Below are 15,934 nucleotides of genomic sequence, written 5' to 3' on the forward strand. Positions count from 1 at the left end.
CTTCGTCACACCCGGTCAACACGACCACCCCCGGACCGGACACGGCCAGGCAACAAATCCACCCGACTCAGCCACCCGCGAAGTACGGAACTAGACGGTGCCCATGCCGCCCTCGCCGATGCGGGCGAGCAACCGGTACCCGGCGGTCTCGCGCGGATCGTCCGGGCCCAGAGGTGTGAGTATGTCGCCGACGCCGGTACTGAGGGGAGCCTCCCCCGCTCTCACTGCCGAATGTGGACGGACGAGAGCCTACGAGAGGTGTCCGGCCGTCAATTCGTCACGCCGGTCCGGTGGTTCGGCCGCTTTGGCGAGGAGGCGCGGCGGCCGGTGGATCACGCACGGTCGGCGCGTAGGCGGGGGTGTACGAGGACGGGCGGGGCCGCGTCGCCAAAGCGGCCGAACCACGGCCGAGGCCACCGGGTCCGGTAGCCGGCCGGTGAAGTCCCGCAGCGCCCGTGCGGCCCGGCACCCGCGCTGCGGCCGCTACTTCTTGCCGGTGAAGCTCTCGTACGCGGCCACGACCTCGTCCGCCGGACCGTCCATCCGCAGCGTTCCCGCCTCCAGCCAGATCGCCCGGTCGCAGGTCTCGGTGATCGACTTGTTGCTGTGGCTGACCAGGAAGACCGTGCCCGCCTCCTTGCGCAGTTCGACGATTCGTTCCTTGCTGCGTCGCTGGAACCTGGCGTCGCCGGTGGACAGCGCCTCGTCGATCAGGAGGACGTCGTGGCTCTTGGCGGCCGCGATCGAGAACCGCAGCCGGGCGCCCATGCCGGAGGAGTACGTCCGCATCGGCAGGGTGATGAAGTCGCCCTTCTCATTGATGCCGGAGAAGTCGACGATGCCCTGGTAGCGCTCGCGGATCTCGGCCCGCGTCATGCCCATCGCGAGGCCGCCGAGGACGACATTGCGTTCGCCGGTCAGATCGCTCATCAGCGCCGCGTTCACCCCGAGCAGCGAGGGCTGGCCCTGGGTGTGCACCCGGCCCTTCGTCGCGGGCAGCAGGCCGGCGATCGCCTTCAGCAGCGTCGACTTGCCCGAGCCGTTGGAACCGATCAGACCGATCGCCTCGCCCTTGTACGCGGCGAAGCTCACCCCCTTCACGGCGTGCACCTCGCGGACCCCCGGGGCCTGCCGGCGCGAGACGATCCGGCTGATTGCCGAGGTGGCGCTGCCCTTTCCGGTACGGGCGCCATTGACCTTGTACGTGATGTGGACGTCGTCCACGACGACGGTCGGTACCCGCTCGTTGTTGTCAGCCACGTCCGTACCGCTCCTCGGCCTGCCAGAAGTACACGAATCCGCCCACCCCGCACACGAGCGCCCAGCCCGCGGCGATCGCCCACACGTGTGGCGGCAGATGGGACGCGCCGAAACTGTCGATGAGCGCGAACCGCATCAGGTCGATGAAGACGGCGGCGGGATTGCACTCCAGCATCACCACCACATAGTGCGGAACCCGGTCTCCCGAGAGCATCCTGTCCACGCTCCACATGACGCCCGAGGCGTACATCCAGGTGCGCAGGATGAACGGCATCAGCTGGGCGATGTCCGGCGTCCGGGCGGCCAGCCGCGCCACCACCATGGAGACGCCGGTGTTGAAGACGGCCTGCAGGAACAGCGCCGGAACCGCCAGCAGCCAGGACGGCTTGGGGAACTGCCCGAACCCCATCAGGATCAGCACCAGCGCGCCCAGCGAGAACAGCAGCTGCTGGAGCTGCTGGAGGGCGAGTGCGATCGGCAGCGAGGCGCGCGGGAAGTGCAGGGCCCGTACGAGACCCAGGTTGCCGCTGATCGCGCGGGTGCCCGCGGTGATCGAGCTGCTGGTGAAGGTCCAGATGAACACGCCCGTGACGAGGAACGGGACGAAGTCCTCGATGTTGCGCTTCGTGTTCATCAGGACGCCGAAGATGAAGTAGTAGACCGTCGCGTTCAGCAGCGGGGTCATGATCTGCCAGATCTGGCCGAGCTTCGCCTGGCTGTACTGGGCGGTGAGCTTGGCGGTGGCGAACGCCGTGATGAAGTGCCGCCGCCCCCAGAGCTGCCGGATGTACGCGCCCAGGGAGGGCCGGGCCCCGCTCATGGTCAGTCCGTGCCGGGCGGCGAGCGCGGCGAGTTCGCCCGGTGCGTACACCGGGAGGAGCGCGTCGGCGGGGGTGTCGGCCGGGGCCGCTGCGGTTGTTGTCTGGCTCACCACGATCGCTTTCGACGGGAGGGCGGGGACGCGACGATCGACGGGACGGGACCGTATCGTCGCAACGCCGAGAGTAGGGCGCATGTGCGTCGCAACGCAACCGTTTCGTCGTTACGGACTATGATTCGGGTCATGACCACCGACCCGGGAACCCGCCGCCGCGTCCCCGCCGGAGCCGCCGTGCTGCGCGAGGACGTCACCGATGCGATTCGCAGCGCGGTCTTCGAGGAGCTGGCCGCGGTGGGCTTCGCCCGGATGTCGATCGAGGGCATCGCCCGTCGCGCGGGCGTCGGCAAGACCGCCGTCTACCGCCGCTGGAAGTCCAAGCTGGCCCTGGTGCTCGACCTGGTCTCCGCCGTCGCCGTCCAGGGCATGCCGGCCCCGGCCACCGGTTCGTTGTACGGGGACGTCCGCGCCGTACTGGAGCTCGCCGCCTACGCCCTGCGTCACCCCGTCGCCTCGCAGGTCATCCCGGACCTGCTGGTCGAGGCGGCCCGCAGCCCGGAGATCTCCGACACGATCAAGGCCGCCCTGCTGGACCCGCAGCAGGGCATCGCCGCCGTCGTCGTGCGGGACGCCGTGGCGCGCGGCGAACTGCCGAAGGACAGCGATCCGGACCGCGCCCTGGACCTGATCGTCGGCCCGCTCTACTGGCGGCTCGCCGTCGTCCGTTCCCCGCTGCCCAAGGGCTACCTCGACGACCTGGCGGCATCCGCGGTCGCCGCGCTCAAGAACCGCACCGACTAGGAACCCGGGCCGACCAGGCACCGGGAGGGGTCGGAATCCCGGGCCCGCCAGGAAACCAGGGCCGGGCCGCGAACTACGCCTCGGCGAGCAGCCGGTCCGCGACCCGCGCCGCCGCCCCGCCGTCGTCCAGGTCGCAGAAGTCCCGGCGGAAGCTCTCGTACGCCTCCGCGTGCCGGGCCGCCGACGCGGTCAGGGTGCCGGTGTCGCGCAGGAAGGCGGCGATCTCGTCCGTGCCGACGAGCAGCGGACCCGGTGCCCGCGTCTCGAAGTCCAGACAGAATCCGCGCACCGTGTCGCGGTAGTGCTCCAGGTCATAGGTGTGGAAGAGCATCGGGCGGCCCGTGTGCGCGTAGTCGAACATCAGCCCGGCGTAGTCCGTGACCAGCACGTCGGCGATCAGCAGCAGCTCCGCGGTGCCGGGGTGCGCCGACACGTCACGGACGCCGTGCTGCTCGGGCACGCTCCCGGTCACCCTCGGGTGGCGCCGCACCAGCAGGGTGTGGCTGTCGCCGAGGGACCGCGACAGAGCGGCCAGGTCGAGCGCCGGGTCCCAGCGGTAGCGGGGCCGCTCGTCCGCGGTGCCGGGCGGGTGGGCCAGCTGGTCGCGGTAGGTCGGCGCGTACAGGACGACCCGGCGGCCGTCCGGGATGCCGAGCCTGCGCCGCACCCGCCCGGCGGTCTTGGCGCGGTCGGCCGAGAAGAGCAGGTCGTTGGCCGGGGAGCCCGCCTCCAGGACCTCGCCCCCGTAGGCGAGCGCGCGACGCAGCAGCGGGGTGGAGCGGCGACTGGGGGAGACCAGGACGGACCACTGGGCCGCCCGGTGCGGCAGTGAGGCGAGCTGGTGGTGGTCGGCGTACAGGGTGCCGCCCAGGTCCGTGCCGAAGCGGCCGAGCGGGGTGCCGTGCCAGGTCTGCACGACGGTCTGGCCGGGCCGTCGCTCGAACCACTCGGGCAGCTGGTCGGCGGTGACGATCCGGCGGGACCGCGCGAGCGCCTCGTACCAGGCGGCGCTGTGCTCGACGACCGGGACGGCGGCGGGCGGGATGGGTCCGTGCAGCCCGTCGGTGACCCAGAGGTGCTCCGACCCCACTCCCCGGCGCACGAGTTCGGCGTGGACGGCGCGCGGCGAGTCGCCGCCCGTGTAGAGCACGGCGTCCCGCAGCGGCAGCGCGCGCCGGGCCGGGTAGTACGTGCCGCGCAGTTCGGCCCCGCGGTACGCGCCCCGCTCGGCGACCGCGAGCACCGGCCCGGCCTGCACGGTCAGCCGGTCGCCGAACCTGCGGTCCAGGGCGAACTCCCGGCGGGGCGCGGGGGCCGCGCTGTCCGCGCCGGTGCGGTGGAGCGGCAGCCGGGTGCCGAGTGCGGTCAGCACCCGGACCGGCCGGCCGCCCAGATACGCGTCCCAGCGGCCCTCGTGCAGCCCTGCGGTCACCGAGGGCGCGAGGAACGCGGTGAAGCGACACCCCTCGTGAGCCCGCTCGCAAGCCCCTTCGGGTCCCCCTTCGGACTCCCCTTCGCACGTCCCGGTGGCGGCCGTGCCGTACGCCGCCGCGCGCGGCTCCTCGTGCGTGACGGGGACCGTCACCGTCGCGCGCAGCGCCTCGTGCCGCAGTACGAGCCGGTCCGGCCCGTCGTCCTGCCGCACGCCGGCCCCGGTCACCCCCTCCATCCGCAGCGCCCCCTCCGCCGTCCACGAGGCCCCGTCCACGAACGGCTGCCCGCTCAGGTCCAGTACCAGTTCGCCCGCCGCGTCGGCCACGACCGGCGGCGCCAGCTCCGGGGCCGCGGCCAGCGGCACCCGCGACCCGTCCGCCAGCACCAGCCGGGCCCGCCACCGCCCACCCGGCTCCGGCTCGACCTCGCGCGGCGCGCGGTGCGGTGCCGGTGAGGCGGCCGCCATCCCGGCGAGGTCGGCGAGCGGAATCCGTACCGTGAAACGACCGTCCGCCCGGCACTCGACCGGGTGGCCGAACTCCTGGTCCCTCACCCCTTCGCAGGTCAGCACCAGCGCCTTCGGCCGGGCGCCCCCGTACAGTCGGCCGGTCAGCTCCAGGTCCTCGCCGATACGGCGGTCCTCGCACCGGGCCGGCAGCTGGGCCGACGTCAGCCGGAGCCGACCGCCCAGGTAGTCGAGCACCGCCCGCCGGCCGTCGCCCAGGTCATGGACCAGCGGCTGGACGGCCCCCGCCTCCACCGCGCGCACGGCCACCCGGCGGACCGTGCCCTGAGCGGCCACCATCATGCCCACCAGCCAGCCGCCGGGCCGCAGCCGGCGCGGGTCGAGTGTGAGCTCGAAGCCGGAGTGGTCGTAACTGTGCAGCTGCTGACCGGAGTTGATGGTCGCCTCGGGCGAGGGGACGTTCCGTACCGGCACCGTCCGCACCTGCTGGCCGTGGGTCGAGCGGACCACGCCCACCTTCAGCGACTGGCGCGACGACGCGGCCGGCAGATTGCGGATGTACGCGTAACCGCGCAGCCGCAGCTTCCCGTCGTCGTCCCACCGCGCCTCCAGCAGCCGGGCCACGGCCGGGAGATCGGTACGGGCCGGCCGGGTGCTGATCGGGACGCCGGGGAAACCGGCCTGCCGCCGCCCCGGCACGCCGCCGACCATGAACGTTCCGGCGCCGTTGACCCGTTCGAAGGCGAGCACGGAGAGCAGCTCCGCGAGCCTGCGCTCCTTCACCAGCCGCCACTTGATCCGCAGCTCCGCCGGCAGCTCGTGCGCCACGGCCCGGCCCGATCTGGCCGGCCCGTCCATCCGCTCCATCCGGTCCAGGAACGCCCCCGCGTCCGCCATGAACGCGTCCCGGTACTCGGGCCCGCCCATCGTGAGCCCCTCCAGGAAGTACACGAAGTCGTCGCGCAGGCACGAGAGGTCGTAGCGACGCCGCGCGGCGCCGTTGGCCATCCCGCCCCGGCCCGCCAGGAACGCGCTGACCTGCTCGCACGCCGAGATCCGGTCCCGTACGCCGCGGACGTCCGTACGCCGCCGGGTGATCGAACCCTCGCGCACCCGCCAGTAGTAGACGTGCTCGTGCAGCACGTCGACCGAGCCCGCCAGGAAGTGCGCCGGGATCATCACCGGGGTGTCCTCGTAGAGCTTCCCCTCCGGGAAGGCGAAGGCGTGCCGGTCCCAGAAGGAGCGCCGGAACACCTTGTTCCAGGCGACCCGGTCGGCGAGCAGCCGCGGGTCACGGCTGATGTGGGTGCGTGTCCGGGTGGCGGTCAGCCAGCGGTACTGCCAGGCCTGCTGCCGCCCCTGCTCGTTCAGCCGCCACACATTGCCGGTCGCGAGGTCGGATCCGGTCGACTCCAGCGAGGCCAGCATCCGTTCGTAGGCGTCGTGGACGACGATGTCGTCGCTGTCGACGAACGCCAGGTACGGCACGTTCGCCGTGGTGTGCCGCACACCCGTGTTACGGGCCGCGCTCAGCCCCGCGTTGGGCTGGCGGATGTAGCGGAAGCGGTGGTCGCGGGCGGCGAAGGCCTCGGCGACGGCGGTGCTGCCGTCCGTCGAACCGTCGTCGACGAGGACCACCTCGATGTCGGTGACCGACTGCCCGGCCACCGACCGCAGGCAGTCCTCCAGACAGTCCTCGACGTTGTGGACGGGGACGACGACACTGAGGCGCGGCTTCATGTCCGGTCAACCGGGGCGGACCGCCCCGGTCACCGGCACTGCCCCGAACGGGTGAACAGGCGATTCGGCGCGCGGTGAATGCGCGATTACGCTCGGCTGCCATGCTCCTCAGTGTCGTCGTGCCCGTCCACCGCGCTCAGGGATACCTCCGGGCCACCCTGGAGTCCGTGCTCGGCCGGACCGGCGGCGAACCGGAACTGCTCGTCGTCGACGACGGGTCCCGGGACGGCAGCGCCCGCATCGCCGCCGAGTTCGCGGCGCGCGACCCGAGGGTCAGGGTGCTCACCCTTCCCGGGCACCGCGGCGCGGGCCCGGCGCGCAACGCCGGGGCGGCCGAGGCGCGCGGCCGGTACCTGCTCTTCCTCGACGACGACGACCTGCTGCGGCCGGGCGCCCTGGAAGCGATCACCGCCCTCCCGGCCGGGAACGAACCGGACGTGCTCCTCCTCGGGCACGACCGCGTCGACTGGTGGGGCGACGTCACGTCCCCGGAGCCCGTGCCCGACGCCTTCTCCACAGCCACCCCGCGCCTCTTCCGCCGCGCCTTCTGGAGCGCGCACGGCCTCCGCTTCACCGACGGCCCGTACGAGGACGTCCTCCCCGTCCTCCGCGCCGCCCTCCTCGCCTCCGACGCAGGCACGCTCGCCACCCTCGACCGGATCTGTGTCCGCCACCGCGTCCGCCGCACCGGCACCTTCGCCACCACCCCGGGGCGCCACCACTTCGCGATCCTCGACGCGTACGACGGGCTGCTCGCCGAGACCGGCCACGACCCGCGCGTCCGGGCGGCCCGCACCCGCCATCTGCGTGCCGTCCTCGCCGACCCCGGCCGGATCGCCCCCGAGGACCGCGCCGCCTTCCACCGCGCCGCCGGCCTCCCCGGCAGCTACGCCGTCGACCGCGCCCGGGAGGCCGCCCGCACCGGCCGCACCCGCACCCGGGCCGCGCTGCGCCGCCGCAAGAAGACGCTCCGGGCCCGCGTCATGCGCGCGGCCTACCGCACCGACCTGCACCGCCCCCTGGACCCCCGTCTCGCCGTGTACGGGGCCTACTGGAACCGGGGCGTCGCCTGCAACCCGGCCGCGATCCACGCCAAGGCCCTCGAACTGGCCCCGCACATCCGGGGCGTCTGGGCCGTCTCGTCCCGTCACCGCGATCGGGTGCCGCCCGGCACCCCGTACGTCATCGAGGGCTCCCGCGCCTACTGGCGGGCCATGGCCACCGCCACCTATCTGATCAACAACTCCAGTTTCCCCGGCGGATTCACCAAACGCCCTGGTCAGCGCTACCTCCAGACCCACCACGGCACCCCGCTGAAGACCATGGGCCTGGACCAGCGCCCCTACCCGGCCCTCACCCACGGCATCAGCTTCGAGAAGATCGTCGCCCACGCCGACCAGTGGGACTTCTCCCTCTCGGCCAATCCGCACACCACCGAGATCTGGGACCGGGTCTACCCGTCCGGCTACGAGCACCTGAACCTCGGCTACCCGCGCAACGACATCTTCTTCACCGCCACCGCGGAGCAGACCGCCGCGATCCGCCGGCGTCTCTGCCTCCTCCCGGACCGGACCGTGCTGCTGTACGCGCCCACCCACCGCGACTACCGCAAGGGCTTCGTCCCCCACCTCGACCTGGACCGACTGGCCCGCGAACTCGGGCCGCAGTACGTGGTGCTGGTTCGCGCGCACTACTTCTACGGCCGCTCGGCGCGGCTGGAGAGCGCCCGGGTGGTGGATGTGACCGGACATCCGTCCGTCGAGGAACTCTGCCTGGTCTCCGACGCGTTGATCACCGACTACTCGTCGCTGATGTTCGACTACGCCTGCCTGGACCGCCCGATCATCAGCCACGTCCCGGACTGGGCCGCCTACCGGGCCTCGCGCGGCACCTACTTCGATCTGCTCTCGGGACGCCCCGGCGACACCCCGGGCGCGGTCTCCACCACCGAGGACGAACTCCTGGACCTGTTCGGAACGGGCGAGTGGTGCTCGGCGCGGACGGCGGAGCTGCGGGCCGCGTTCCGCCGGCGCTTCTGCCCGTACGACGACGGGCACGCGGCCGAGCGCGTGGTGCGGCGGCTGTTCCTGAGCGACGCGAGGTAGACCCGACCGGCAACGCGGCGCGACCGATGTCACCCGTTCGGGAGAGACCGCAACCGGTGACCCCCGGCCGTCCCCGGGGTTGAGCCGTACGGACAACCAGGCCCCGATGAACGGACGTGCCCAACATGCCGCCACGGCTCAGTGTCGTCGTACCCGTCCACAACGTCGAGCTCTATCTGACGGACTGCCTGAAGTCCCTCGCGGAGCAGACCATGGCCGATCTCGAAGTGGTGATGGTCGACGACGGGTCCACCGACAACAGCGCGGCCCTGGCCGCCGCGTTCGCCGCGCAGGACGGCCGGTTCCGGCTGGTGAGACAGGAGAACGGCGGACTCGGGCACGCCCGCAACACCGGGGTCCGCAACGGTGATCCGGGCGCCCGTCACCTCGCCTTCGTCGACAGCGACGACGTGCTCCCGCCCCGCGCGTACGAACTCCTCGTCGGCGCCCTGGACGAGACGGGCTCGGACTTCGCGACCGGCAACGTGCTGCGGCTGCGGGCCTCCGGCAAGCTCCAGCAGTCGCCCAACTTCCGCAAGCCGATGGCGACGACCCGGCTGCGCACCCACATCTCGCGCGACTGGGACCTCGCGGCCGACCGGATCGCCTGCAACAAGGTGTTCCGCCGGTCCTTCTGGGACGAACACGCCTTCGCCTTCCCGGTCGGCGCCCTGTACGAGGACATCCCGGTCGTCCTGCCCGCCCACTTCCTGGCCCGCTCCGTGGACGTGCTGAAGGACGCCGTGTACCACTGGCGCGACCGGGCGGGCTCGATCACCACCCGTCGCGCCGTCGTCCGAGGCGTCCAGGACCGGGCCTCGCACGTACTGGGCGTCTCCACCTTCCTCGACGAGCACCGCGGCGCCGCCGACAAACGGCAGTACGAGGCGCACGTCCTCGCCCATGACCTCTGGTACTTCATGGAGGCGCTGCCCGACGGCGACGAGGAGTACCGGCGCGCCTTTCTCACCTACGCCAACGAGTTCACCGACCAGGTGGACCCCGCCGTCCTGGAGGCGCTCCCGCTGCGGCTGCGGCTCCTGTGGCACCTGGTGCGCGAGCGGCGGACCGACGAACTGCTGGCGCTGCTCGCCTTCGACAAGGCCGAGCCGGGGGCGTTCGCGGTACGGGGCGTGCGACGTCGCAGCGCCTCCTTCCCGGCCCTCACCCGGCCGGTGCCGCGCCCGGTGCTTCGGGTCACCGACCGGGACCTGCCGCTCACCGCCCGGCTGCGGGACGCCCACTGGCAGGACGGCAGGCTGCACCTGAAGGGGTACGCGTACATCCGCAACCTGCCGGCCACCTCGCGCGGCAGCGAGTTCCGGGCCGGGTGGCTGCGGGCGGGACGGCGGCATGTGGTGCCGCTCCGGCTGCGCACGGTCGTCGATCCCGAGGCCACCGCCCGGTCCCGGCAGAGCCTGCACGACTACGACCGGTCCGGCTTCGAGACCGTCATCGACCCGGCCAGGCTCCGCATCGACGCGGGCGGCAGCCTCGAACGGCTCACCTGGCGCCTGGAGATCGGCATCGCCGGGCACGGCATGCTGCGCCGCTCCGGCCTCTCGACGAACGAGGCGGCCGCGCCGCCGCCCGTGCACCGGCCCGACGGCGACCACCGGATCGTGCCCGCCTTCGACGGCGGCAGGCTGGTGCTGCACGCCGAGCGGATCGACGCCCGCTTCGAGACGCACCGCGCGGGCGACACGGGCGACGGCGACGCCACCGTGGTGATCGACGGAATGATCCGCGACCGCCTCGGCGCGGGGCCGCTGCGCCTCGCGTTCACCCACCGGGCCTCCGGAACCTCCTTCGACCGTCCGGTGACCGTGCACGAGGGGACCGTGCCCTCGGCGGCGGGCTGGCGGCGCTTCACCGCGGACGTCCCGCTCGACGCCTTCGCCGACGCCCGGCCGGGAACGGGAGAGGGGGCGGTGCCCGCGCAGGTCCCGTACAGCCTGCATCTCGTCGGCCCGGACGGCCGCCGGACACCGATCGATGTGCCGGGGCCCGTACTGCCGGGCCGCTACCCGCTGGGCGGGCGCGGCGACGAGCGGCGCGAACTCGGCCTCACCGCCGGCTCCCGGGGCAACCTGCTGATCAGCGACCGCACCGTACAGCCGGCCGTCGACCTGGCGACCTGGACGGAGAACGGACAGCTCCTCCTGGAGGGCACCTACCCCGGCGACCCGGACCGGCCCGTCGAACTGGTGGCCCGGCACAGCGGCCACGGCGAGGAGGCCGTCTTCCCCCTGGCCCTCTCCGGTGCCGCCGGATCGCGCCGGTTCGGGGCGGTGCTCCGGCCGGACGCCGTCGAGGTGCCCGGCGGGGAGCTGCCGCTGGGCGAAGGGCACTGGTACCTCTTCCTCCGCGAGAAGGGCGCGCGGGACGACACCGGCGACACCCCGCTGCGCATCCCGGCCGCCGCCCACCGCACCCTGCCCGCGGCCCGCATCCTCGCGGGCCGGAAGTACATCATCGAACGGCGCTTCCACGACCAGTTGCTGATCGACTGCGCATCGGTCCTCACCGCCGCGGAACGCGGTCCGCGCGGCCGGCGGCTGCTGCGCGAGGCGTACCGGGGCCGGCGGTCCGCACCGCTGCGCGACACCGTGCTGTACAGCAGTTTCGACGGCCGCCAGTACTCCGACTCGCCGCGCGCGATCCATGAGGAAGTGGCCCGGCGGGGCGTCGGGCTGGAGCAGCTGTGGGTGGTGCGCGACCAGCAGGCCCGGATCCCGGAGGGCGCCACGGCCGTCGAGCACGGCTCCGCCGCCTGGCACGAGGCACTGGCGAGCAGCCGTCACATCGTCACCAACACCCAGCTTCCGGAGTGGTTCGAGCGGCGCGAGGGCCAGTGCGTCGTCCAGACCTGGCACGGCACCCCCCTCAAGCGCATCGGTCTCGACCTCGCGGGTACCGCGCAAGCCAACGCCGCCTACATCGCCACCATCGAGCAGCGCGCCCGCCAGTGGAGCGTCCTGGTCTCCCCGAACCGCTTCTCCACCCCCGTCCTGCGGCGCTCGTTCGGCTACCGGGGCGAGGTCCTGGAGTGCGGCTACCCCCGCAACGACCTGTTCCACGCCACGGACCGGACCAAGGTCGCCTCGGCGGTGCGCGAGAGGCTCGGCATCCCCGGGGGCAGGCGGGTCGTGCTCTACGCGCCGACCTGGCGCGAGGACCGGCCGCAGGGCGGCGGCCGCTACGCCCTCGACCTGCGGCTCGACCTGTCCGTGGCCGAGCGCGAACTCGGCGCGGACACCGTTCTGTTGGTGCGCCGGCACTATCTGGTGACCGACCGTCTGCCGGACAGCGGCAGCGGCTTCGTCCGCGATGTCTCGCGCTACGGGGATGTCGGCGAGCTGATGCTGATCAGCGACGCACTGGTCACCGACTACTCCTCGCTGATGTTCGACTTCGCCCAGACCGGCCGCCCGATGCTCTTCCACACCTACGACCTGGCGCACTACCGCGACACCCTGCGCGGCTTCTGCTTCGACTTCGAGAGCCGCGCCCCCGGCCCTCTGATCCCCGGCTCCGCCGGACTCGTCGAGGCGCTGCGCGACCCGGAGCGGGCCACCAGGGGACACACGCAGGCGTACGAGGCGTTTCGCCGCGACTTCTGCGACCTGGACGACGGACGCGCGGCGGCGGGGGTGGTCGACCGGATGTTCCAGGACCCGGTCCGGCCCTGATCCGGCCCTGGTCCGGCCGGTCTGCCGGGCCCCGGTCCGCGCGGACCGGCCGTCCCGGTACCGGCCGACGCCACCACGCCCCGCCTGAACCGTTCGAGTGATTCAGAAATTCGGACGTTTGCGCAGATACGCAGGGCATTGAAGTCGCGATCCAATTAATTGTGGTTATCGGTGCGTTGTCCAGCGTCTTCGGGTTGCTACGTTCTGCTTTCATGGGTATCCGAATGCGGTGCGAAACCTGGGACGTTCGGCGGGCAAGAGTGGTGGTGCTCATCGCCGCAGCCGTCGGCCTCCTCACCCGAATGCTGATCGCGGCGAACCTGCCGGGCCCGGCTGACGTGCGAATCTTTCATGGTTTCGCCAAGGCCGTCGTGCGATACGGCCCCATTCGGATTTACGAACAGCCGCTGCCGGGACTGCCCGTCTACAATCATCCGCCGCTGGCCGGCTGGATGCTTCTCGGCCTGAACGACCTCTCCGAACTCGGAATCCCGTTCGGAACGCTGATCAGATCACCTGCCTCGATCGCCGACTTCTTCTGCGCGCTCGTGGTGTTCGAAATCATGCGTCGGCGTGGCTCCCTCGGCCTGGCGGTCGCATGCGGGGTGGGCGTGGCCCTCAGCCCCGTACTGATCGCCACCTCCGGCTATCACGGCAACACCGACGCGGTGGCCATCACCTTCGCCCTGGCCGCCGCCCATCTGCTCGTGGACCGGAAGTCCCCGCTGGCCGCCGGGGTGTGCGCCGCGCTCTCGATCAGCGTGAAGTTCGTCCCGGTGGTGGTGATCCCGGCGCTGTTCGTCGTCGCGCTGCGGGCCGGCCGGCCGGCGCTCATCCGTTTCACCGCCGGGTTCACCGCCCTGATCGCCCTCGTCTGGGGGCCGGTCCTGCTGACCGTGCCGGAGAACCTCAAGGAGAACGTCCTGGAGTACGCGGGCGGCAGCTACCGCCTCTGGGGCCTGGTCCGGTTCGCCGACGTGCTCGGACTGCCCCGGTCGTTCATCACCTTCGTCCAGGGCGAGGGCCACTTCCTCTTCGTGCTGGTCTGTGTGGCGGCCGGGGTCTGGCTCGCCCGGCTGCGTCCCGCGCAACTGCCCGTGGTCGTGGGCGTCACGATGGGCCTCCTGCTGCTGCTCTCCACCGCCTCGGCCCTGCAGTACCTGACCTGGGCCGCCGCCGGGCTGTTCGTCGTCGGGTTCTGGGAGGGCGCCGCGTACAACTGTCTGCTCGGCCTGACCGCCGTCCTCGGCTACCAAGGACGCTCCGCCGTGCGCTGGAGCGACACGGTGCTGCACTTCGGCGAGGCCGGCTGGTTCGTCCTCGCCGTCGGCCTCGTCAGCGGAATCCGCAAGATCCTCGCCGCACCGCCGGCCATGCCCGCGCCGCCCACCGGCGGGCGGGCCGCGGTCATGGCGCCCCGCACCTCGCGGCCCACCGGTTCCACCGTCAACTGACCGCCTCCCCCTCCCGAGCACCGAGCACCGAGCACAACTGGAGAACGCCCCGTGAAGGAAAGCCCGAGCCCCAGGATCGGCATCCTGGTGGTCGCGTACAACGCCGAGACGACGCTGGAGAGGACCCTCGACCGCATTCCGGAGGAGTTCCGGTCCAAGGTCGCCGAGGTCCTCATCCTCGACGACGCGAGCCATGACGCGACCTTCACCGCGGGCTGCCGCTGGTCGCAGACGGAGGGAATGCCGCGGACCGTGGTGATGCGGCACACCAAGAATCTCGGATACGGCGGAAATCAGAAGGCCGGATACGCGCTGGCCGCCGAACACGGACTTGACATCATCGTGCTGCTGCACGGCGACGGGCAGTACGCCCCCGAATTCCTGCCCGACATGGTCGCGCCCATCGAGCGCGGCGAATGCGAAGCCGTGTTCGGCTCCCGGATGATGAAATCCGGATCCGCTCTCAAGGGCGGCATGCCGATGTACAAATGGCTCGGCAACCGTATTCTCACCCGCCTGGAGAACGCCCTCCTCGGCTCGCAGCTCACCGAATTCCACTCCGGGTACCGCGCCTACAGTGTCGCGGCACTCAAGAAGCTGCCGATCCACCGGAACACGGACGCCTTCGACTTCGACACCCAGATCATCGTCCAACTGCTCAACGAGGGAATGCGGATCAAGGAGATCCCTGTCCCCACCTACTACGGCGACGAGATCTGCTACGTCAACGGCATGAAGTACGCGAAGGACGTCGTCAAGGACGTCCTCGAATACCGGCTCGCCGTCAAGGGATTCGGCACCTGCGCCTGGATCCCCAAGCCCGTCGAGTACGCGTTCAAGGAGGGCGACGGTTCCTCGCACGCCGTGATCCTGGAGAAGATGCGCAGCCTCCCGCCCGGCAGGGTCCTCGATCTCGGCTGCTCCGGCGGCCTGTTCGCGCAGCGCCTCGAAGCCCTCGGCCACGAGGTGACGGGCGTGGACTACGTCGAGGTCCCCGGTGTACGCGAGAAATGCACCCACTTCCACCTCGCCGACCTGGAGGAGGGCCTGCCCGCGGGGATCGGCGCCGGCTTCGACTACGTGGTCGCCGGCGACGTCATCGAGCACCTCTCCCGCCCCGAGCGGGTGCTCGCCGAGGTCGCCACCGTGCTGCGGCCCGGCGGCCATGTGCTGCTCTCCGTACCGAACTTCAGCCACTGGTACTCAAGGCTGCGGGTCGCGCTCGGGGCCTTCGACTACGACCGGCGCGGCATCCTCGACGAAACGCATCTGCGCTTCTTCACCCGGGCCAGCCTGCGCCGCACGGTCAGGGACGCGGGCTACGACGTCCTCCACGTCGCCTCCACCGGGGCCCCGTTCTGGGCGCTGCTCGGCGGTGGACCGCTTCCCGCGGTCCTCGGCGGAGTGTCGAAACTGCTCACCCGGATCCGGCCGACGCTGTTCGGCTATCAGCACGTCGCACTGCTCACCCCGCACGCGGCCGAGACGATCATCGCTGGAGAGCACGTCGATGTTCAGGACATCCTCAACCGACAGTACGCCCCTGCCGACCGAGTCGGCGTCTGAGGCCACCGTCCCCCGTCCCACCCCCGCACCGCCGTCCGCAACCCCGGTCGTCGCAGTCAGGAGCAAGGCCTTGACCTTTCCCAGTCTGATGCTGCTGCTGTTCGCCGTGTTCTCGTCGGCGGGCGGCCAGATCATGCTCAAGCACGGGATGAAGGGCGCCGCGGCCGCCGCCGCGCAGGGCGGCGGATCCGTCGCCCTGCGCGCCGCGACCAGCCCCTGGGTCGTCCTCGGCCTGGTGGTCTTCGCGGTGTCGGCCCTCGCCTGGATGACCACCCTGGCCAAGGTGCCGCTGTCCATCGCCTACCCGTTCAACGCTCTCGGGTATCTGCTGATCGTGCTGGCCGGCGCGACCGTGCTGCACGAGCGGACCTCGATGTGGACCTGGGGCGGCTCGCTGCTCGTGGTCGTCGGGCTCGTCACGGTCATGGCGGGCCAGCAACGCTGAGAGCCTGTCGGGCGGCCTTCGATCGGACAGCGGACGCGGACGCGGTCTGGTGCGTGCGATTCCAAGGCGCCGGGATGTCCTCGGATGGGGTCTC

General features: G+C 71.8%; 10 protein-coding genes. 6 read left to right on the forward strand and 4 right to left on the reverse strand.

What is annotated here, in order from left to right; translation table 11 throughout:
• Nucleotides 1-90 precede the first annotated feature (90 nt).
• The 3 genes from ABZ826_RS37090 to ABZ826_RS37100 form a co-directional block, all read right to left on the reverse strand.
• Nucleotides 91-225 (reverse strand): hypothetical protein, encoded by a 135-nt coding sequence (locus ABZ826_RS37090; RefSeq protein ID WP_361458674.1) that lies wholly within the window; start codon nt 223-225, stop codon nt 91-93.
• 258 nt (nt 226-483) lie between these two features.
• Nucleotides 484-1,260, reverse strand: coding sequence for an ABC transporter ATP-binding protein (locus ABZ826_RS37095; RefSeq protein WP_361458676.1), 777 nt, complete (start codon nt 1,258-1,260; stop codon nt 484-486).
• The gene (locus tag ABZ826_RS37100; protein WP_361458678.1) at nt 1,253-2,194 is read right to left on the reverse strand and encodes an ABC transporter permease; all 942 of its coding nucleotides are present in this window, start codon (nt 2,192-2,194) and stop codon (nt 1,253-1,255) included. The genes ABZ826_RS37095 and ABZ826_RS37100 overlap by 8 nt, the downstream gene beginning before the upstream one ends.
• Nucleotides 2,195-2,311: 117 nt before the next feature.
• Between ABZ826_RS37100 and ABZ826_RS37105 the strand changes: the two genes are divergently transcribed.
• Entirely contained in the window at nt 2,312-2,938 is a 627-nt protein-coding gene (locus tag ABZ826_RS37105) for a TetR/AcrR family transcriptional regulator (protein WP_361458679.1), read from the forward strand.
• A gap of 73 nt (nt 2,939-3,011) precedes the next feature.
• Here the strand turns inward: ABZ826_RS37105 and ABZ826_RS37110 are convergent, their stop codons facing one another.
• Nucleotides 3,012-6,578, reverse strand: coding sequence for a CDP-glycerol glycerophosphotransferase family protein (locus tag ABZ826_RS37110; RefSeq protein WP_361458681.1), 3,567 nt, complete (start codon nt 6,576-6,578; stop codon nt 3,012-3,014).
• Between the two features lie 101 nt (nt 6,579-6,679).
• On the opposite strand from ABZ826_RS37110, the gene ABZ826_RS37115 reads away from it, so the two are divergent.
• The 5 genes from ABZ826_RS37115 to ABZ826_RS37135 all read left to right on the forward strand — a co-directional run bounded on the left by ABZ826_RS37115 (nt 6,680) and on the right by ABZ826_RS37135 (nt 15,840).
• A complete protein-coding gene (locus ABZ826_RS37115) occupies nt 6,680-8,683 on the forward strand; it encodes a bifunctional glycosyltransferase family 2 protein/CDP-glycerol:glycerophosphate glycerophosphotransferase (protein WP_361458683.1) in 2,004 nt (667 codons plus the stop codon).
• A gap of 125 nt (nt 8,684-8,808) precedes the next feature.
• Nucleotides 8,809-12,375 (forward strand): CDP-glycerol glycerophosphotransferase family protein, encoded by a 3,567-nt coding sequence (locus ABZ826_RS37120; RefSeq protein WP_361458691.1) that lies wholly within the window; start codon nt 8,809-8,811, stop codon nt 12,373-12,375.
• Nucleotides 12,376-12,641: 266 nt separating this feature from the next.
• Nucleotides 12,642-13,829, forward strand: a complete 1,188-nt coding sequence (locus tag ABZ826_RS37125) for a hypothetical protein (RefSeq protein ID WP_361458685.1) — start codon at nt 12,642-12,644, stop codon at nt 13,827-13,829.
• Between the two features lie 51 nt (nt 13,830-13,880).
• A complete protein-coding gene (locus ABZ826_RS37130; RefSeq protein ID WP_361458687.1) occupies nt 13,881-15,395 on the forward strand; it encodes a bifunctional glycosyltransferase/class I SAM-dependent methyltransferase in 1,515 nt (504 codons plus the stop codon).
• Nucleotides 15,396-15,465: 70 nt separating this feature from the next.
• Nucleotides 15,466-15,840, forward strand: a complete 375-nt coding sequence (locus tag ABZ826_RS37135) for a hypothetical protein (protein ID WP_361458689.1) — start codon at nt 15,466-15,468, stop codon at nt 15,838-15,840.
• Nucleotides 15,841-15,934 lie beyond the last annotated feature (94 nt).

The sequence above is a fragment of the Streptomyces sp. NPDC047515 genome (assembly GCF_040643055.1).
In the GTDB taxonomy this organism is placed as follows: Bacteria; Actinomycetota; Actinomycetes; order Streptomycetales; family Streptomycetaceae; genus Streptomyces.